We start from the raw sequence: 19,247 nt of genomic DNA, 5'->3' as shown, positions 1-19,247 counted from the left end.
AAAAGACAAATTTATTGGTACTTGGTTTAATTTTTTTCAGTTAGATACGGCAATTAACGAAATGTTACGCTTTAATATACTATAATTTATACGCTTTTTCTTTGCTTGCTGTTCAAGCTGGTCAATAAGCCTGGTACTATTGCTGCCATCAATTACAAGTGTTTGATAATCATAATTCTTGTTGATCAGGTCCAGGTCGGCGTATGGGTTACCGGTGATGTACAAATAATCGGTTTTTAATTTTTCCGGTAGCTGTAAGTTGAGCATTTGTTTGTCAAATACCAGTATCTTTTGATGATTGAATTGGATAAGGCCTCCTTGTTTCCTAATGAAATTTTTGCTGATGCCCTGGTTAAGGGTGAACAATTCCACATGACTTATTTTGCAGCTATCCAGGTACGGCTGTATCGAATATTTATAGTTTTTATCGGTATCAGTAAGATTAGTGATCACAACGGCCCTGTCACCATTTTTAAAAACGATACCGGTATTTTTACGCAGGTTTAAAAAAGCAACAGAGCTACTGTTATCAGCACGGTATGTTTTTATACTAATGCTTACGCATAATAAAAACATACAACCTATGCTGAATTTAAGCAACCAGGATTTTTTATCGTACAAAAAATAAAACAGGCTAATGATCAAAGCATAAGTAAGCAGGTATTCGGCTGTAGTGAACCATATTTTATTAATACTGGCGAATGGGGCGTGTTCAATAATGCTTAACGCTTTGTTCATAAACAGTATCGATTTTTCCAATACCCAGGCTAGTACAGTCGAGAGCCAGGGCACCCAGGCCAGCAGCAGATAAGCTATACCGCTATACATAATAATCATGGTAGGGATAATGATGAGCAAGTTACTCAGCAAAAAATAAACAGGGAACTGGTGAAAATAATAAGCGCTTAAAGGAAAAGTTATTACCTGCGCCGCTATGGATACCGAACACAGCGCCCACAATTTATCGGCCCATTTGTTTTTGAATTTGAACCACTCATATACCACAGGCTGCAATACGATCAAGCCTACTACCGACAGATAGGAAAGCTGGAAACCCACATCAGTTATAAAAAACGGATCGTACAAGAGCAGCAACAGGGCCGATATAGCCAGGATGTTGAGCATGCTGATATGCCGCACAAAGGTATTACCGATAATAACCATACTGATCATCACAGCGGCCCGGCAAACGGCCGGCGAAAAACCTGTTAACATAGCGTAATAGCTTATCAGCAGTATCATGATGGTCATTTTTAAAAGCCGGCCATATTTGTAGCGGTTTAAAAAGCTCAGCATCCATTGCATTAACAAATAAATAATAGCCACATGCGCGCCCGATACCGATAATACATGGATGGTGCCTGTTTTGGAATAAGCTTGTAAAATATCATTACTCAAATCGGCCTTGTAGCCCAGTATCAGGGTGGAGGCCACGGCTATAGCATTTGGATCATGCAGCTTTTGCCTGAATAACACCACCATTTGCTGCCGCAGCTTTAAGGCGTAGGCAATAAATGGATTACCAGTATCGTGCTTTAACAATTTGTATTGGCCGGGAAATAAAAATACCTGGTAATAGATGTTCTGATGGGCCAGGTATTTTTTATAGTTAAACTCGGCTGGGTTAAAAGGTGGGTCGATAGGAGTATAGTTAGCCGGTACCAGCAGTTCATCGCCATATTGCAGGGCAATGGCATCACTATCTTTTAGGGCGAGAAGTAAGGTGCCGTTAGCATCCGCAGTTTGCCGTTGGTTGATGCTTTGATGAACGCTAGCTGTAAATCGTACCAACCCGTTTTTAAACTGTGGCTCGTTACTGATGTTTACCGCCAGGTATTGTGATTGTATTTTTGAAAAATGATGCCGGTTGTTCAATTCGTTATAACTGATTACGCTGATCCACCCGGCCGAAAATAAAATAACACCCATCAATAAACCGCCGATCCAGCGGACTTTATAAATAACCAGGCGTTGGTAATTTAAGTTCAGCGTAATAAATACGATAGCCAGACAGATAAAAGTAATGGCTAAGGCAGGCAAATAAATATCCGACATCAACTGCATCCCAGCAGCCAAACCCAGTAAAAAAGGTATAAGCAGAATAACAACCGGGATTTGGCCTTTATACATTCAGATATGAGATGTTAGATATGAGATTTGAGACAGAATATCCGGTGCCGATTTTAAGAAAGAAATGTATCTCAAATCTCATATCTAACATCTCATATCTATTCTATAGTTCGTCCCTAACTTCGAGCAGGAATTTTTTGATATTTTCGAGCGAATCGATCACGCGCTGGTTCTCTTTGGTATCGCTCATATTATGTTTGAGGTGCTCTTTGGCACCATTAAGTGTGTAACCCTTATCGCGGATGAGGTGAAAGATGATCTTGAAATTTTCGATGTCCTCGGGAGTAAAATAGCGGTTACCCTTTTTATTCTTTTTGGGCTGCAGCACATCAAATTCCTTTTCATAAAAACGAATAAGCGACTGGTTCACATCAAACATGGCCGACACCTCGCCCATGGTGTAATACATCTTGCTTATTTCGCGGTCTTTATAAGGCATATGCAAAGATAAATTTTATTTTGGATTTGCGATTTTAGAAAATTGCAACCTTGGCGAAAATTTTATGCGAATTATCAATAATTTATTAAGTTTGACAACATTTAAATCTAATCCTTATGATCAATAAAACACTTTTAGCCGTAGCGGTAGTTCTCGCGTTATCATCTTGTGGTAACTCTCAAAAAAAAGAAGAAGAAAAATCAGGTTTTGAAAAATTAGCAGAAGGTGCCGGCAATTTAAGCAAATTTGCAAAGTCGGGCGAGAAATTGAAAGAGCAGACCGAGAAACTTAAAAAACTAACACCGGCAACTACAGAGGAATTGAAAGCTGTAGTACCCGAAAATGTAGGCGATTTCAAAAGAAAAAGTTACAGCGCAGGCGGTACCGTGGCCGATATTGTTGCTGCTGATGCGGAATATTCAAAAGAAGATAATAAGACTATTCATGTAAGTATTTTAGATGGCGCCGGCGAATCTGGTAGCGCTGTGGTTAGTTTATTAGCCATGGGACTGAGTATGCAAACGGAAGCAGAATCGAACGGTACCGTTAGCAAAAACATCGATGTAGATGGCGTGCGTTATTCTACAGAAGATACTAAAAATGGCACCACAGTAAGTTCTTCTTTGAAGTTTATATACAAGGAGCGCTATGCTGTTACCTTAGAAGGCCAAGGTTATAGTCTTTCTGATTTGCAGGACTTTTTAAAGAAATTGGACCTGAGCTCATTAAAGTAAGCCTATCATTGGAGTAGATATTCTGCCCAATATTGTGTATGTTTGTATATACACCAGCCCGGTTTTCCTGATCAAAAAGGAAAACCGGGCTGTTTTGTTAAGGAGAAAAACAGAACAAAAATCGACTGTTTGGTGTCTAGTTATTTGATAGTCAATAAATTATTACTTTTTAAAGTTTTTAAAACTGCTCAAAACTGCGTTAAAATTTGTTAAAAAGTGTTAAAATGAGGATTTTTTGAGTGATTTTGAGCTGTTTTTAGCCCGTTTTTGAGCAGAAAAGTGTTAAAATTTAAGGTTTAAAAAGTTTTTTGGAGGAGCGCAGGCTGTCAGTCTGAGCTCGTCGAAGACCGGCGGGTAGAGGCCTTTAGACAAAATTCTAAATCCGAAATCGAAATTCCGAAATCCGAAATCCAAATAATTCTATCTTTGCACTCTATGACAGCTACCGAAATACGACAGGCTTTTCTTGATTTTTTTGTTTCCAAAGGGCATATCATTGTGCCTTCTGCACCTATTGTAATAAAAAACGACCCTACCCTCATGTTCACCAACGCGGGGATGAACCAGTTTAAAGATATATTTTTAGGCGAAGCACCCGCCAAAGCGCCCCGTGCGGCTGATACACAGCGCTGTTTGCGTGTTTCCGGTAAACATAACGATCTGGAAGAGGTAGGTATCGATACCTATCACCATACAATGTTCGAAATGCTGGGTAACTGGAGCTTTGGCGACTATTTTAAAAAAGAAGCCATTGCCTGGGGCTGGGAGCTGCTGACAGAAGTTTATAAACTGCCTAAAGACCGCCTATACATTACCTATTTTGAAGGCGACGACAAGGAAGGCCTGGAAAAAGATACCGAGAGCCATGAGCTATGGAAAGCCCTGGTTGCAGAGGATCACATCCTGCGTGGCAATAAAAAAGATAATTTCTGGGAAATGGGCGAAACAGGTCCATGTGGCCCATGTTCAGAGATCCATTATGACAGTCGCCCGGATAGCGAGCGTGCCGAAATTGATGGTGCCACCCTCGTTAATGCCGATCATGACCAGGTAATTGAGATCTGGAATATCGTATTTATGCAGTTTAACCGTTTAAAAGGCGGTGCATTGCAGCCATTGCCGGCAAAGCATGTAGATACTGGTATGGGCTTCGAGCGTCTGGTACGCGTGCTGCAAGGTAAAAGCTCAAATTACGATACTGATGTTTTCCAACCGATGATCCAGTTTATCGCCGACAAAAGTGGTAAACAATATAACAGCAAATCCAAACCCGGCGATGCCGATTGGAACGAAGCCGTAGCCATGCGCGTACTGGCTGATCATATCCGTGCCATCAGCTTTGCTATTGCCGATGGACAGCTGCCATCAAATAATAAAGCGGGCTATGTGATCCGCAGGATATTACGTCGTGCGGTGCGTTATTCTTATCAGTACTTAGGTTTCAAAGAGCCATTTTTGAATCAACTGGTACATTTACTGGCCGATCAGTTTAAAGGGGTTTTTGATAATTTATATAGTCAAAAAGATTTTGTGCAGAAGGTGGTTTTGGAGGAAGAGGTTTCTTTCTTGAGGACTTTAGAAAAAGGTATCACTTTATTCGAGGATCTTATAAAAGATCATAATAGTAAAATACACGAATCTGGTTCTGTAAGCTATGTTAGTGGGTTTGGAGAAGAAAACGTGACAAATAAAAATGTTATCCCGGGTTTGTTTGCTTTCGTGTTGAACGATACTCACGGCTTTCCGATAGATTTAACGGAGTTAATGGCACGTGAAAAAGGATTTACCGTAAACATGGTTGAATATGAAGCCGCTCTTCAAGAACAAAAAACACGCTCTCGCGCGGCATCAGTTGTAGATACCGGCGATTGGGTGGTTTTAAGAGATAATGATAATGTTGAGTTTACCGGTTACGACGAAACTGAAACCGTTGCCCATGTGGTTAAATACCGCAAGGTAACCGCTAAGGGTAAAGAGCAATACCAGATCGTGCTGGATAAAACTCCTTTCTACGCCGAAAGCGGTGGCCAGGTAGGAGATAGAGGTGAATTGGTTTTCCCGGATGGCGAAATTGTAAAAGTAACCGATACTAAAAAGGAGAATGGCCTTATTGTACATTTTGTAGATAAACTGCCCGAGGATATTGATGATGCCTTAACCGCTATTGTTGATCCTGCCCTGCGCAGCCAAACCAACAGTAACCACTCGGCTACGCACCTATTGCATGCCGCGATGAAACAGGTTTTGGGCAGTCACGTAAATCAAAAAGGCTCATTGGTCAACTCCGATTACCTGCGATTCGACTTTTCGCACTTCGCCAAAGTAACCGACGAAGAGCTAGCACAGATTGAGGCTATCGTAAATCAAAAAGTACGCGAAAATATCCCCTTGAAAGAAGAGCGCAGTGTACTATATGCCGAAGCCATCACCAGCGGCGTAACCGCCCTGTTTGGTGAAAAGTATGGTGAATATGTGCGCGTGATCACTTTCGAAGATACCTTTAGCAAGGAACTTTGTGGCGGTACCCATGTAAAAGCTACTGGACAGATAGGTTTCTTTAAAATTGTGGCCGAAAGCGCTGTAGCTGCCGGGGTGCGCCGTATCGAGGCCATTACTGGTGTTGCTGCCGAGGTTTATATCACCAATCAAAACCAACTGATAGATCAGTTAAAAGAGCTGCTTAAAAATCCAAAAGATCTGGCCAAAAGCGTGGAAAGCTTATTGGATGAGAACGCCAAACTGAAAAAAGAGATCGAGAAATCGATCCTCGAAAAATCATCAGGCTTAAAAAATGAACTGGCACAAAAGGTGGAATCGATTAACGGTATCAACTTTATCGCTCAAAAAGTAGCTTTACCAAATGCCGAGGCGGTTAAAAACCTGGCTTACCAGCTAAAAGATATCGTAACTGATCTGTTCCTGGTACTGGCTGCCGATTTTGATGGCAAACCAAGTTTGACCGTAATGATAGCCGAAAACCTGGTGAAGGAAAAAGGATTGAACGCTGGTAATATTGTACGTGAACTGGCTAAAGAAATCAAAGGTGGTGGCGGTGGTCAGCCCTTCTTTGCAACCGCAGGCGGCAGTGATGCCAGCGGCTTAGATGCGGCTTTGGCCAAGGCTAAAAGTTTTGTTGGATAAGAAAAGACGCATGTAATGCGTCTCTACAGAAAAAACGATTACTGACGTTTAAATATAAACCAATTTGTCATTCTGAGCGGAGCGAAGAATCTGCTCTTTAATATGCATGTCTGCGAATAGATCCTTCGCTGCGCTCAGGATGACAAAATTGGCAAAAGATCTCACGCTGTCTTTTGCCTTTTAATGATCATCTGCCGGTGCTCAATACCCCAGCGTACCATTTCATTGATCATCGGAATCATTGTTTTTGCATAACTGGCCAATTTATATTCGGCCTTAGAAGGCTGATCGGGATATGCGTTTCTGGTTACAAGCTGGTTGATCTCCAGTTCTTTTAACTCTTTGGAAAGCGTTCTTTTGGTTATGCCGGTTAAACTTTTCTCAATTTCACTAAAACGGATATTGCCCACACATATAGATTTAATAATACGTAGTTTCCATTTACTGCTAATTATATAAATGGTATCCTGCAGGGCAAGATCGTTCTGATTGCAGCTGGCTGTTCTGTTTCCTATTATCTTCATATGTTTGTCATTATCAGGCATATTTCTTTGTTACTGTTCTGCAAGATCTAAGCCAGGTACACATACTCAGTGTGTTATTAAGGTATACTGCGGTATACTGATCTGTAAAGTTATGGCATTTGCAAAATAGCTTTGTGTATTGTTTAATTAAATTACTTAATCATGTCAAACAGTTTTAAAAATAAAACAGCCGTAATAACCGGCGGAAACAGTGGTATAGGTTATGCCGCCGCTAAAGAGTTTAAAGAACGCGGAGCTACCGTTATTATAACTGGTCGCCGCAAAGATGCGCTAGATAGGGCCGCGGAAGAATTAGGGGTACACAGTATTTTAGCCGATCAGGGTAGCCTTGCCGATATTGATCAGCTGGCAGCAACGGTCAAAGCCCAATATAACAAGATTGATTTCTTGTTTATCAACGCCGGGATGACCGGGGGGGTATTTCCGATAGAATATGGTTCTGTAGCTAATTTTGAGGAGGTAATGAACGTTAATGCCAGAGGGCCCTATTTTACGCTGAGCAAATTTATACCCTTGTTAAATGATGGCGCATCGGTGGTTTTTTTATCGTCAATAGCAACACAGGTAAGCGCGCCGTTGTTTTCGGTGTATTCTGCAAGTAAGGCGGCATTAAATGCTATCGCTAAAACTGCAGCGTTAGAGCTTGCTGCCAGGAAAATCAGGGTAAATATTGTAAGCCCGGGCCCAACCAATACCAACCTAATGACCCGGGCTGGTGTTGATCCTGAATTGCAGCACAAAATTTACGAAGGCATTATGGCTAAAAGCCCTTTAGGAAGGAAAGGTGAACCCGAAGAGATAGCAAAAACGGTAGTTCATTTATGTGAAGATAGTTCAGCTTATATTACTGGTGCCGATATTGTGATCGACGGGGGTATGGCACTTAGTTAATGATACGTTTAATTTAAGGCGTAAATAAGTGTCTCTGTATTTTGTAGAGACACTTATTTGTGTCTCATCATATCAAACAAAAAAAAGACCGCGTAATAGACGGTCTTTTAATTGTTAATATATATTGGGGATATAAATGCTTATTTGTACTGATAGACGAGTCTGTATCTAAAAGGTTTAAAGCATTAAAATATTTTATTCACAATTCATTTGCGTATGGTTAAGCGCTCCAATAAAACCACACTTACCAGGTAATCCGTTTAAACTATATAAAATCAATAGTTTTACTTGGCTTGTTAAGCTCATTATAGCTATAAGTGCTGCTTTAATATAAATTTTATGCGTTGTTTAATAGTTAAATTGTAATTATACTGTATTAACTTTTATATATTTGACCTTACAATCAGTAAAATTTATAGCTGAATTTTTATTTTATGACAGTTCTCGCAAACGGGATAAGTGACAAGTACGAGTTGGTTGTAGGCCTCGAGGTACATGCGCAGTTGTCCACTTTAAGTAAGGCATTTTCGGCCGATTCTGCCGCCTTTGGTGCCGAACCTAACCATCACATCAGTGCCGTATCGTTGGGGCATCCGGGCACGCTGCCGTTCCTGAATAAAAGAGCGGTGGAGTATGCTGTAAAAATGGGCCTTGCCTGTAATTGTACCATCAATTTAAATAACAGCTTTGCCCGTAAAAACTATTTTTATGCGGATTTGCCTAAAGGTTACCAGATCACACAAGATCAGGCGCCGGTTTGTTTGGGTGGATACGTACCTGTAAGATTAGCCGAGGGTAAGCAGAAAGATATCGCCATCCACCACATCCACATGGAAGAGGATGCCGGTAAAAGTATGCACGATCAGCACCATGCCGATTCACTCATCGATTTGAACAGGGCAGGGGTGCCATTGATCGAGATCGTAACACAGCCTGATATTCGTAGTGCTGAGGAGGCTGGTCAGTTTTTGACCGAAACCCGTAAGATACTCCGTTATCTGGATATTTGTGATGGTAACATGGAAGAGGGCAGCATGCGTTGCGATGCCAATATTTCGGTAAGGCTTCACGGCGCAACCGAGTATGGTAACCGTTGCGAAGTAAAGAACCTCAATTCTATACGTAACGTACAGCGCGCCATTGAGCATGAATTTGTCCGCCAAGTAGATATCATTGAAAATGGTGGTCGGATAGATCAAAATACATTAAACTTTAATGCTGATACCGGCGAAACATCAGTTTTACGCTCAAAGGAGATGGCCAATGATTACCGTTATTTCCCGGAACCCGATCTGCCCCCACTAAAGCTCACCGAACAATACCTGGAAAATATTCGGAAGAGTTTGCCAGCATTGCCAAATCAGTTGTATCATAAATATATAGAAGAACTGGGTCTTTCGGCTTACGACGCTTCGGTAATAACAGCAGAGCGCGACTTGGCTCTTTATTTTGAAGAACTCGTTAAACATACCGATCATTACAAGGCGGCTGCCAACTGGATTATGGGCGCTGTAAAATCTTATTTAAATGATCACGATGTTACCATCAGTAACTTTGGCGTTACAGCGAAGCATCTGGCCGAGCTGATCAAACTTGTTGACAGTGGCGTGATAAATAATTCTGTAGCTTCGCACAAATTATTCCCTGCCATGATCAAAGAACCGGGTAAAACCCCCGATGATCTGGCTAAAGAACTTAACCTGTTGATTAGTGCAGATACCGATGATGTAAGTCGTTTTATACGCGATGCCATTGCCAAATATCCGGATAAGGTTAAGGAATACCAGAAAGGGAAAAAAGGCGTTTTAGGCTTGTTTATGGGCGAGATCATGAAAAGCTCCAAAGGGAAGATCGATCCGCAGAAAACAAACCAGCTGTTGATAAAAGAATTAGAATCAAAATAAAATGAAGAACCGCATTATTGCATCAGGCGTATTTTTACTGGCCGTTTTCCTGTTTTCATGTAAGGATAAATCGTCATTTACTATTTCGGGCGCTATCAAGAACCCCGCGGCTCTGAAAATGGTTTACCTGTTGGAAGCCGACAGCTCACAGGTAAAAGTGATCGATTCGACCACCTTGAGCGAAAATGGTAAATTTCAGTTCAAACACCAAACGTTATATGCTAACCTATATAAACTACGTGTAGCTGATGCCGTTTATGACCTGATTGCGAAAAATGGCGATGATATCGACTTTAGTACGGATCTGAAAGATAGTACCCATTCCTATGTGATTACCGGATCTGATGATTCTGACAAGATTAAAGAATTTAACAAGATTAGTAATTTTTACGGCGGAAAAAACAACAAAGTGGTTGCCGAATACCAGGAAAAATCTCAGGCACTGGGTAAGCAATCAGATTCGCTGCTTAAGGTATATATGCCCATATTTCAAAAAAATATGGCCGATTATGGTACCGCAGTACTCAAATTCGTGAACGATAACAAAAAATCATTGGCTGGTTTTTATGCGGCTACTTCATTGGATGTATTTAAATACGAACCACAGCTGGTAGCTTATGCCGATGAGATTAAAGGCAGTTTCCAGGATAATCCTGGGGTACAGCAATTCATTAAACAAATGGAAAAGGTAAAACCCGTTTCTATTGGTCATAAAGCCCCAGATTTTACAACCGGGGGTATTGATGGCAAGCCTGTAAAACTATCTGATTATAAAGGTAAATATGTAATGATAGATTTTTGGGCCTCATGGTGTATGCCTTGTCGCCAAGAAAATCCTAATGTGGTAAAACAATACAATACCTTTAAATCAAAGGGATTTAACATCCTAGGCATATCATTGGATAAAGAGACAGGTGCATGGAAAAAGGCCGTTGCTGATGATAAACTGACCTGGACGCACGGATCTGATCTGAAAGGATTTGAGGGCCCAACAGAAACACTGTACCATATTGAGGCTATACCGTCAAACTTTATTATTGATCCTCAGGGAAATATAGTGGCAAAGAACATCACTGGCGCCGATTTGGAAGCTTTTTTAAACAAAACATTTAGTAAGCCTCAATAAATCGTTAATATAAGGTAACCTTTAACAATTTGTTAATATTAACTTAACTTTTAGCTTTTGTAAAGCGTATACTTTTATACAAAAAATTTAACGTGCCATGAGCAACTCTTCAAAACAGAAAATACTTATTGTTGATGATGAACCGGACATTTTAGAGCTGATAGAATATAATCTGAAAAAAGAAGGTTATCAAGTGTTTTTGGCCCGTAACGGACAGGAAGCCGTTGCAGAAGCAAAAAAATCATTGCCTGATCTTATCGTACTGGATATTATGATGCCAAAAATGGATGGCATTGAGGCTTGCCGTATTATGCGTACAATGCCTGAGTTTAAAAATACCTTTATGGTGTTTTTAACTGCCCGCAGCGAAGAATATTCTGAAATTGCCGGTTTTAACGTAGGGGCAGATGATTATATAGCCAAACCTATAAAACCTCGTGCTTTGGTAAGTCGCATAAACGCCATACTGCGTCGTAATGCTCCTGCTGAGGATACTCCTGACAATAAATTGGAAATAGGCAACCTGGTTATCGATCGCGAAGCATATTTAGTTTATAAAGATGGAGTTAAGGTAGTTTTAGCCAAAAAAGAATTTGAATTACTTTATCTTTTGGCCTCAAAACCTGGTAAAGTATACACCCGTGAAGTGATTCTGAAAAATATTTGGGAAGATTCTGTAGTGGTTACTAACCGTACCATTGACGTGCACATTCGCAAACTTCGCGAAAAATTAGGCGACGATTGCGTTGCTACCGTAAAAGGTGTAGGATATAAGTTTGAAGCTTAAATTATCCCTTCCTAATAAAATAAAAAAAAGCGACAGGATTTTTCCTGTCGCTTTTTTATGAAATGACCTCACTTTAGCTTTTAGCCGGTAATTTTACCGGTTACATCCTTTATTTTATCGGAAGCTTTAGTTTCTAAATCGTCTACTATGCCCTTTATTTTGTCGCCTGAGAATTCCGACGCTTTTTCTTTTAACTCGTCTATTTCTTCTCCAACTTTATCCTTTGCGTTTTCCCACAATTCTCCGGCAGATTCTTTGATCTTATCAAAAAAACCCTTTTCTTCTGGTTCGTTCGGTGTAGTGCTCATGATGTTTTCCTTAATTATGAATAATTGATTTATTTAGGTATTTACAATTAAAGTTAAAATTTATTTTTCAATCTATTTACTGAAGTGAGGTTTATATTTTGCTATAATTTCAACTGTATCAATAATATAAAAAAAGCGGTGGAGTATTTAACCCCACCGCTTTTTCAAAACCTATAATATAGGTTTATTTGGCTGCATTAGTCTTTTTCTTTACTTCTGTAGCCACTTTGGCCGTTTTTGTAGCTACTGCCTTTTTAGCATCAACAGCTTTAGTTTTTGCAGTATCGGCAATTTCATTAGCCTTCGCAGTGGTTTTGGCTTTAGCAGTAATTGCTGCTTTTTTTATAGTAGCGGCTTCGTCTTTAGCTTTTGCGCTTACAGCTTTTGCTTTTGTATCGGCTTTTGCTTTTACATCTGCTGCAACTGTTTTTACTTTAGCGGCAACGCTGTCGGCTTTTTTAACAACGGCGGTTTTAGCTTCTGAAGCTTTTTTGGCCACAATTGCTTTTTCATCAGCGGCTTTTTCTTTTAAGGCATCTATTTTGTCTTCGGCTTTATCTTTTAATTCTTCGGCTTTGTCTTTTGTGCTGTCCCAAAACTCTTCAATTGTTTCTTTAACCTTTTCAAAAAATCCTTTCTCTTCGGGTTTTGTTGCTTTGTTACTCATGATTGTTTTTTTAGATAGATATATGTTAATTGATGTATTTAACCATTATGATTAACCTTTGTTTTACAACCAATTAACAATTGGTATTTTATGATCAGCAAACCTAACTGCTGTTTTAAATTATAAACCGTATTTTTGCCGGCTATATTTAAAGTATGAAGTTTCCAAAATTTGCCGACCTGATATTGTTTGAGAATGATGACGTGATTGTGGTAAACAAGCCGCCTTTCCTTAGTTCCCTGGATGAGCGTGAAGGAGGGGAGGTTAATTTACTGCGTTTGGCAAAAGCTTACACAGATGATGCACAGATATGCCACCGCCTGGATAAAGAAACTTCAGGGGCACTTATTATAGCAAAAAATCCCGAAGCTTATCGCTTTGTATCCATGCAGTTTGAAAAGCGCCAGGTTAAAAAAGTTTATCATGCCATTATTGATGGTACGCACACTTTTGATAATCTGTTGGTTGATCTGCCTATTTTAAATGTAGGTAAAGGTAACGTGACTATAAGCAGGCAGGAGGGTAAAAGAGCCGAAACCTGGTTTCAGTCGTTAAAATACTTTAAACATTATACCTTGGTAGAGTGCAGGCCGGTTACCGGTCGTATGCACCAGATTCGTATCCATCTGGCTACCCAAAGGGCATCTATTGCTGGCGATGAGATGTACAAAGGCGAACCAGTTTTCCTATCAAAAATAAAACGTAAATATCATTTGGGTAAAGATCAGGAAGAGCTCCCAATCATGAAACGTTTTGCCTTGCATGCTTATGAAGTTACCTTTAAAATAAATCCCGAAACAGAGGTTACCATACATGCCCCTTATCCTAAAGACTTTGAAACGCTTCTAAAGCAGCTTGAAAAGTTTGATAGTTAAAAATTAGCATTATAAATGTTGGTTTTTACTCCGCATCAAGCATAGTTTTATAGTAAATTGCTGTTCCATGTTTAATTGGCATGCTTTGCTTGTTGATTAAGCGATGGGATTGCTGCTATTTGCCCAATCTTATTCTATTAATAAAATAGTTTTATAATTAGTTACATTATAAGCCTTTTATCTTGATTTATGTTGGGATAGTGGGGTAGGAATGTTCTGTTTTTATATTTTTTGCATTTTTGATAAAAAACAGACTATTTGCTGTTGTAAAAATGCAAAAATGATAAAATGAATTTTTGTTGAGTTGCTTTTTGCATATTTTGCCTGTTAAAATGTGATTTGTTGAAAAAATTTATAAAAAAATCACAATTTTATAATGATTTTTATAAAAATAATTTAAATTCGCCTTCATAATTAGTCAGAATAACAGATAAAACTATTATTAGAACCATAAATTTTACAAACTAACTTAAAAATGGCAACTAAACTCGAGTACATTTGGCTTGATGGGTACAAACCAACACAAAGCCTGCGCAGCAAAACTAAAATTGTTAAAAGCTTCAGCGGTAAAGTTGAAGATTTAGATAACTGGAGCTTTGATGGTTCATCAACTGAACAAGCACCAGGTGGCTCATCTGATTGTATCCTGAAACCGGTTTTCACTGTTCCTGATCCACAAAGAAAAGATGCTCACCTGGTAATGTGCGAAGTGTTAGATTCAACCGGTAAACCTCACGAGTCAAATGGTCGTGCTCTTATTCAGGATGATGATAACGATTTCTGGTTTGGGTTTGAGCAAGAGTACTTTTTATGGGATCCTAAAACCGATAAACCTCTTGGTTTCCCGGCAGGGGGTTACCCAGCTCCACAAGGTCCATATTATTGTTCGGTAGGTGCAAACAACGCTTTCGGTCGCGAAATTGTTGAAGAGCACTTAGACGTTTGTTTAGAAGCTGGTTTAAATGTTGAAGGTATCAACGCCGAAGTAGCTGCTGGTCAGTGGGAATTCCAGATCTTTGCTAAAGGCGCTAAAGAGGCTGGTGACCAAATCTGGGTTGCCCGTTATTTGTTAGAAAGAATCGGCGAAAGCTATGGTGTTGCTATCAACTGGCATTGCAAACCATTAGGTCAATTAGACTGGAATGGTTCTGGTATGCACGCTAACTTCTCAAACACATTATTGCGTACAGCAAATAGCAAAGAGAAATTTGAAGCAGTTTGCGAAGCATTCCGTCCGGCGGTAAAAGAATGTATTGCTGTTTATGGTGCCGATAATGATCAGCGTTTAACTGGTAAACACGAAACTGCTTCCATCCATGACTTTAGCTATGGTGTGTCTGACCGTGGTGCTTCTATCCGTATCCCACTCTATGCAGTTGATCACAACTGGAGTGGTTACTTGGAAGATCGTCGCCCTAACTCAGCTGCAGATCCATACAAAGTAGCTGCAGTGATTATCAAAACAGTAAAATCTGCGAAAGTTTAATCCCCCTTATATACTTTAACTTCTTCCCCCGGCCCACAAGGCCGGGGGATTTTTTTTGTTTTTATTTAAAATATCGCCCTGATGGTATTTGCGGTAAATTGGCAACCGATAAATGATATAAATAGATCCAGCATTGAACTGTACCCATATCAGTTTCAATGCTGGTTAACTCCCTAGTAAACAAATTGGGTTGTTCCTGATCATCGCCAAAGCCCTCATAATCATCAATAAAATTCAATATTTTTTCGGGTTCATCCATCTGATAAATGCTGCCGTGTACATATTGATCGGTACTTTCGTCAACAATGGCGCCTGGGTATTCGTCTATATCATAAAGCTTTCCTTTGAACTTGCCTTTTTTTAGTAGGGTACAGTGCTGTTGCAGATACGCTCCATAGCTGTTACCGCTATCAAGCAAGGTGCCGTAAACAAATAAATGCGAACAAACAGGCTTCATATTGTAAACAAAGGTAATAGCAAATTCGTATGAAATGATGTAAACACACAGGGCATTTTTTTATGTTTACATGATTAATGGCTACCTTGCTATAGTAACCTGCGTTTACATTTTATATTATGAATCACGAACAGATCAAAGCATATTTAGAAGAAAATAATATACAGAAGATAAAATTCGCTTTTGCTGATATCGACGGCATTTTGCGTGGCAAAGTAATTCACCCTAAAAAGTTTATAGATGGTTTGCAAAGCGGCTATGGCTTTTGTGATGTTGTTTTTGGTTGGGATAGTAGCGATGTTTGTTATGATAATGTACAGCTTACCGGCTGGCACACCGGTTATCCGGACAAGCTTTGCCGTATCGACCTGTCTACTTTACGAAATATTCCCTGGCAGGATAATATTCCGTTTTTCCTGGCAGATTATAGTAATCCCGAGGGCGACGATTTGCCCGCCTGCCCGCGTAGCCTGCTTAAACACATTACCAAACAATGTGTAGATATGGGATATCATGCTGAGTTTGCTCAAGAATTTGAATGGTTCAATTTCAGGGAAACACCGCAGTCCATCAACGATAAAAACTTTACCAATATCAATACGCTTACGCCGGGTATGTTTGGATATTCTATCCTGCGTACATCAGAGAATAGCGATTTCTATTACGACCTGTTTAACCTGCTTACCCAGTTCAATATCCCTATTGAAGGTCTGCACACCGAAACCGGGCCAGGCGTTTATGAAGCTGCAATTGCACATGATGAGGTTTTAAGTGCTGCAGATAAGGCAACGTTGTTTAAAACCGCTGTAAAAGAAATTGCCTATAAGCACGGTATCATGGCCTCATTTATGGCCAAATGGAACGAAAATTTACCCGGTTGCAGCGGTCATATTCACCAAAGCTTATGGACAAAAGATAAAAGCGAGAATCTTTTCCACGATGCCGCGGATGAACATAAAATGAGCGAGCTGCATAAACACTACCTCGCCGGGCAATTATATTGCTTACCTCATATACTACCTATGTATGCGCCAACCATTAATAGTTACAAACGGCTGGTTGAAGGTGCATGGGCACCAACCACGGTTACATGGGGGGTAGAGAATCGTACCACAGCACTTAGAGTGATTAATAGCACACCGGCTTATACGCGTCTGGAAACCCGTATACCGGGTTCCGATACAAATCCATATCTGGCTATGGCAGCTGCACTGGCTTCGGGTTTGTATGGCATCAAAAACAAGCTGAAATTAGATATCCCTCAAACAATAGGTAATGGTTACCAGGATAAAAAGAACGGTGTGCTGGCTGCCAACTTACATGACGCCTCGGTAATGATGCAAAACTCACCTATAGCCAAAGAGCTTTTTGGCGAAGGCTTTGTAGAGCACTTTACACAAACCCGCCTTTGGGAGCACCGTCAATATATTAAACATGTAACCGACTGGGAATTGAAAAGATACTTTGAGATTATTTAAGTCCAACTTATACTCCTATAAAAGATGATACAATTTGTTTAATATTGCACCCGCAAATTCCAAATATAAACCATCAGAATGGACTTTTCTTTAATTGTACGCAAAGCCTGGGAAGGTTATGATTCTTCAAAAACCATTAAGGTTATTGAAGATATCAGTGCTATGGTATCAACCAATCACGTTTATCGCATCACTTTTGATGACGATGATATCATTATTGCCAAACTATCTTACTTTGGTAAGTTTGAGCATTTTAAAGAAGACCACCGTATTATACAAACCCTGGCCAATAACCTGCTTTACCCGTTCGAGAATTTATTGGCCCGTTCGTTACTAAAGAATAACCGCGTTTACATTTATCATTACAAGCATGGTAAAACAGATGCCTGGGTAGTATTTTATAACCCTACACGCATATTACAGCGTTTGCCGCGCCGGCTTGATGAAAATCAGATCAAAAAGCTGGGCCAGCAGGTGGGTAAGTTCCATAAGGCTTGTTCGAGGGTAAAGAATGTATTGCCAAAATCGTCAAAAACACTGCGCACGGATATATCTTCGTTACTGACCCAGCTTAATGCAGATGAAAAGCAGTTTGGTACGGCTATGCAAGCCGACTTTTTGAAATATCATTGCGAAACTTTCCTCAAGAACCGCTCTAAATATAACATGAGCTCCTTCGAGATCATCCCGGTATTTATTGACTGGAATATTGGTAATTTTTCGGTTACCCCTAATCTGGAATTATACTCCCGCTGGGATTATGACTGGTTCCGGATGAGTTATCGCGTGCTCGACTTTTACTTTTTTAGCCGCGTGGTATCTGATATTGGCGATCGTACGGTATTCAGCTACGTGATCAATACCATGATGGAAGACCGTTTTATCATTTTCCTGAAAGAATATCACAAAGTAAACCCGCTTACGGCTGACGAGATCAGGTTTATGAAAGAAGCTTACCGGTTTTTTATCCTGAATTATGTAATTAAGGATGGCAAGCACTTTTTTAGCGAACAATATGCCGAAAAATTGCAGGCCGAAGCATTTAATGTTTATCTTCCATCGGTTGACAGGGACTTTGATGCCGAAAAAATCATCGAAGCCTTAAAATTAAAGTAATAGATAGTATCAATTAGTTAGTATCAAGTATCAAGTTTTTTCCGTGTAAGCTTTTAAGATTTTGATGCTAAATAAGTCACTAATTTACTAAATCAATAATTCAATAATTAACCAGGCGCATGAACAGAATAGATAACTTTAAATCCATCATTGACCGATACAAAGTTGTTTTTTTTGATGCTTTTGGTGTACTGAAGAACTATAATGGTTTACTACCGGGTATTGAGCGAACATTCGCCTATCTGGAGCAGCAACAAAAAGAGTATTACATAGTTACCAATGATGCCTCGCGCAGCCCTGCTCAGCTGGCTGAATCCTACCAGATCAAGGGATTGCACACCATCACCCCCGATCATATCATATCCTCGGGGATGCTTACTAAAGATTATCTTGATTTGAAAGTAAATGATGGGATAGTGGCCTACCTGGGCACACCTGATTCTGCTCATTATATTGATAGTTCGGGTCTGCATACGCTCCCGGTAAGTCAAATAGATGCCTCTAACATTGATAAAGTAAATGCCCTGATTTTTTTGGATGATGAGGGTTTTAACTGGTTTGAGGATCTGAACAAGACCGTGAATATATTACGAAAACGCCCCATTCCTGTCATAGTAGCTAATACCGATCATGCTTACCCGGTAACCAAACATGATGTATCCATAGCCGTAGGTGGTTTAGCCAGTATGGTGGAAAAAATTGTAGGGAAGGAGTTTATCCGTTTTGGTAAGCCTGATTCGCAGATGTTTATGTTTGCCTTCGACCTGCTGCGTGAGCAAGGGGGGCCTATCAGCAAAAAAGATATTGTAATGGTTGGCGATACCCTGCAAACTGATATCCTCGGAGGCAATAAATTTGGCCTGGATACGGTACTGGTACTCTCCGGTAATACCCAGGCCATGGATGCGGAGAATCGCATTAACGCCACAGGTATAGTGCCTACCTACATCTGCGACTCGGCAGTGGTTGAGTATGGTGAGCTGGGGTTTTAATCTACAGCAAAAAGGATCATCTCCTTTAGGTTAAAGGTTGTGGGGGCACCCTCTTGAATATACGCGAATTTCTTAAAAAGTGGGTTTACATGGTTTACACTTTTTATGCTTAACATTGATCTAATTTATTGATAGTCAATTGTTTAATTTAAAATTCAACAATTTTGTGTT

17 protein-coding genes are annotated in these 19,247 nt (G+C 40.0%); 11 read left to right on the top strand and 6 right to left on the bottom strand.

Features of this window, described 5'->3' with window-relative positions; genetic code table 11:
* Nucleotides 1-36: 36 nt before the first annotated feature.
* Nucleotides 37-2,130, bottom strand: coding sequence for a ComEC/Rec2 family competence protein (locus tag BW976_RS11370; protein WP_076373421.1), 2,094 nt, complete (start codon nt 2,128-2,130; stop codon nt 37-39).
* A 103-nt stretch (nt 2,131-2,233) separates the two neighbouring features.
* Nucleotides 2,234-2,569: a MerR family transcriptional regulator gene (locus tag BW976_RS11365; RefSeq protein WP_076373420.1), complete on the bottom strand. Its 336-nt coding sequence runs from the start codon at nt 2,567-2,569 to the stop codon at nt 2,234-2,236.
* Nucleotides 2,570-2,685: 116 nt separating this feature from the next.
* On the opposite strand from BW976_RS11365, the gene BW976_RS11360 reads away from it, so the two are divergent.
* Nucleotides 2,686-3,303, top strand: a complete 618-nt coding sequence (locus BW976_RS11360) for a hypothetical protein (RefSeq protein ID WP_076373419.1) — start codon at nt 2,686-2,688, stop codon at nt 3,301-3,303.
* 435 nt (nt 3,304-3,738) lie between these two features.
* Nucleotides 3,739-6,444, top strand: a complete 2,706-nt coding sequence (alaS, locus tag BW976_RS11355; RefSeq protein ID WP_076373418.1) for an alanine--tRNA ligase — start codon at nt 3,739-3,741, stop codon at nt 6,442-6,444.
* 161 nt (nt 6,445-6,605) lie between these two features.
* Here alaS and BW976_RS11350 read toward each other — a convergent pair whose 3' ends face one another.
* Nucleotides 6,606-6,968, bottom strand: coding sequence for a winged helix-turn-helix transcriptional regulator (locus BW976_RS11350; protein ID WP_076373707.1), 363 nt, complete (start codon nt 6,966-6,968; stop codon nt 6,606-6,608).
* A 162-nt stretch (nt 6,969-7,130) separates the two neighbouring features.
* Between BW976_RS11350 and BW976_RS11345 the strand changes: the two genes are divergently transcribed.
* The 4 genes from BW976_RS11345 to BW976_RS11330 all read left to right on the top strand — a co-directional run bounded on the left by BW976_RS11345 (nt 7,131) and on the right by BW976_RS11330 (nt 11,697).
* Nucleotides 7,131-7,880, top strand: a complete 750-nt coding sequence (locus BW976_RS11345) for an SDR family oxidoreductase (protein WP_076373417.1) — start codon at nt 7,131-7,133, stop codon at nt 7,878-7,880.
* A gap of 434 nt (nt 7,881-8,314) precedes the next feature.
* Nucleotides 8,315-9,784, top strand: coding sequence for an Asp-tRNA(Asn)/Glu-tRNA(Gln) amidotransferase subunit GatB (gatB, locus tag BW976_RS11340; RefSeq protein WP_076373416.1), 1,470 nt, complete (start codon nt 8,315-8,317; stop codon nt 9,782-9,784).
* A 1-nt stretch (nt 9,785) separates the two neighbouring features.
* Nucleotides 9,786-10,910, top strand: coding sequence for a TlpA disulfide reductase family protein (locus BW976_RS11335; protein ID WP_076373415.1), 1,125 nt, complete (start codon nt 9,786-9,788; stop codon nt 10,908-10,910).
* A gap of 97 nt (nt 10,911-11,007) precedes the next feature.
* Nucleotides 11,008-11,697: a response regulator transcription factor gene (locus tag BW976_RS11330; RefSeq protein ID WP_076373414.1), complete on the top strand. Its 690-nt coding sequence runs from the start codon at nt 11,008-11,010 to the stop codon at nt 11,695-11,697.
* An 80-nt stretch (nt 11,698-11,777) separates the two neighbouring features.
* Here BW976_RS11330 and BW976_RS11325 read toward each other — a convergent pair whose 3' ends face one another.
* Together BW976_RS11325 and BW976_RS11320 are read right to left on the bottom strand one after the other, a co-directional pair.
* Nucleotides 11,778-12,005 (bottom strand): hypothetical protein, encoded by a 228-nt coding sequence (locus BW976_RS11325; protein ID WP_076373413.1) that lies wholly within the window; start codon nt 12,003-12,005, stop codon nt 11,778-11,780.
* A 184-nt stretch (nt 12,006-12,189) separates the two neighbouring features.
* Complete coding sequence (locus BW976_RS11320) at nt 12,190-12,672, bottom strand: hypothetical protein (protein ID WP_076373412.1); 483 nt, start codon at nt 12,670-12,672, stop codon at nt 12,190-12,192.
* A gap of 155 nt (nt 12,673-12,827) precedes the next feature.
* On the opposite strand from BW976_RS11320, the gene BW976_RS11315 reads away from it, so the two are divergent.
* Both BW976_RS11315 and BW976_RS11310 read left to right on the top strand, forming a co-directional pair.
* Entirely contained in the window at nt 12,828-13,547 is a 720-nt protein-coding gene (locus BW976_RS11315) for an RluA family pseudouridine synthase (RefSeq protein WP_076373411.1), read from the top strand.
* Between the two features lie 475 nt (nt 13,548-14,022).
* The gene (locus tag BW976_RS11310) at nt 14,023-15,033 is read left to right on the top strand and encodes a glutamine synthetase beta-grasp domain-containing protein (RefSeq protein ID WP_076373410.1); all 1,011 of its coding nucleotides are present in this window, start codon (nt 14,023-14,025) and stop codon (nt 15,031-15,033) included.
* A gap of 61 nt (nt 15,034-15,094) precedes the next feature.
* On the opposite strand, the gene BW976_RS11305 is transcribed toward BW976_RS11310, so the two are convergent.
* The gene (locus BW976_RS11305; RefSeq protein WP_076373409.1) at nt 15,095-15,490 is read right to left on the bottom strand and encodes a gamma-glutamylcyclotransferase family protein; all 396 of its coding nucleotides are present in this window, start codon (nt 15,488-15,490) and stop codon (nt 15,095-15,097) included.
* Between the two features lie 119 nt (nt 15,491-15,609).
* On the opposite strand from BW976_RS11305, the gene BW976_RS11300 reads away from it, so the two are divergent.
* From BW976_RS11300 to BW976_RS11290, 3 genes are all read left to right on the top strand, one after another.
* The gene (locus BW976_RS11300; protein ID WP_076373408.1) at nt 15,610-16,968 is read left to right on the top strand and encodes a glutamine synthetase family protein; all 1,359 of its coding nucleotides are present in this window, start codon (nt 15,610-15,612) and stop codon (nt 16,966-16,968) included.
* Nucleotides 16,969-17,046: 78 nt separating this feature from the next.
* Nucleotides 17,047-18,084, top strand: coding sequence for a hypothetical protein (locus BW976_RS11295; RefSeq protein WP_217696241.1), 1,038 nt, complete (start codon nt 17,047-17,049; stop codon nt 18,082-18,084).
* A 119-nt stretch (nt 18,085-18,203) separates the two neighbouring features.
* Complete coding sequence (locus BW976_RS11290; RefSeq protein ID WP_076373406.1) at nt 18,204-19,076, top strand: HAD-IIA family hydrolase; 873 nt, start codon at nt 18,204-18,206, stop codon at nt 19,074-19,076.
* The last annotated feature ends 171 nt before the right edge of the window (nt 19,077-19,247 follow it).

Origin of the sequence: Mucilaginibacter lappiensis (assembly GCF_900155965.1) — a bacterium.
Lineage (GTDB): Bacteria > Bacteroidota > Bacteroidia > Sphingobacteriales > Sphingobacteriaceae > Mucilaginibacter > Mucilaginibacter lappiensis.
This window is presented reverse-complemented; position numbering and strand designations above follow the sequence as displayed.

Bases quoted from the DNA above. Each gene is read 5' to 3' on its own strand.
- BW976_RS11310 (WP_076373410.1), top strand. From the start codon at position 14,023: ATGGCAACTAAACTCGAGTACATTTGGCTTGATGGGTACAAACCAACA.
- BW976_RS11320 (WP_076373412.1), bottom strand. From the start codon at position 12,672: ATGAGTAACAAAGCAACAAAACCCGAAGAGAAAGGATTTTTTGAAAAG.
- alaS (WP_076373418.1), top strand. From the start codon at position 3,739: ATGACAGCTACCGAAATACGACAGGCTTTTCTTGATTTTTTTGTTTCC.
- BW976_RS11315 (WP_076373411.1), top strand. From the start codon at position 12,828: ATGAAGTTTCCAAAATTTGCCGACCTGATATTGTTTGAGAATGATGAC.
- BW976_RS11295 (WP_217696241.1), top strand. From the start codon at position 17,047: ATGGACTTTTCTTTAATTGTACGCAAAGCCTGGGAAGGTTATGATTCT.
- BW976_RS11335 (WP_076373415.1), top strand. From the start codon at position 9,786: ATGAAGAACCGCATTATTGCATCAGGCGTATTTTTACTGGCCGTTTTC.
- BW976_RS11300 (WP_076373408.1), top strand. From the start codon at position 15,610: ATGAATCACGAACAGATCAAAGCATATTTAGAAGAAAATAATATACAG.
- BW976_RS11290 (WP_076373406.1), top strand. From the start codon at position 18,204: ATGAACAGAATAGATAACTTTAAATCCATCATTGACCGATACAAAGTT.
- BW976_RS11345 (WP_076373417.1), top strand. From the start codon at position 7,131: ATGTCAAACAGTTTTAAAAATAAAACAGCCGTAATAACCGGCGGAAAC.
- BW976_RS11350 (WP_076373707.1), bottom strand. From the start codon at position 6,968: ATGAAGATAATAGGAAACAGAACAGCCAGCTGCAATCAGAACGATCTT.
- BW976_RS11325 (WP_076373413.1), bottom strand. From the start codon at position 12,005: ATGAGCACTACACCGAACGAACCAGAAGAAAAGGGTTTTTTTGATAAG.
- gatB (WP_076373416.1), top strand. From the start codon at position 8,315: ATGACAGTTCTCGCAAACGGGATAAGTGACAAGTACGAGTTGGTTGTA.
- BW976_RS11330 (WP_076373414.1), top strand. From the start codon at position 11,008: ATGAGCAACTCTTCAAAACAGAAAATACTTATTGTTGATGATGAACCG.
- BW976_RS11360 (WP_076373419.1), top strand. From the start codon at position 2,686: ATGATCAATAAAACACTTTTAGCCGTAGCGGTAGTTCTCGCGTTATCA.
- BW976_RS11305 (WP_076373409.1), bottom strand. From the start codon at position 15,490: ATGAAGCCTGTTTGTTCGCATTTATTTGTTTACGGCACCTTGCTTGAT.
- BW976_RS11370 (WP_076373421.1), bottom strand. From the start codon at position 2,130: ATGTATAAAGGCCAAATCCCGGTTGTTATTCTGCTTATACCTTTTTTA.
- BW976_RS11365 (WP_076373420.1), bottom strand. From the start codon at position 2,569: ATGCCTTATAAAGACCGCGAAATAAGCAAGATGTATTACACCATGGGC.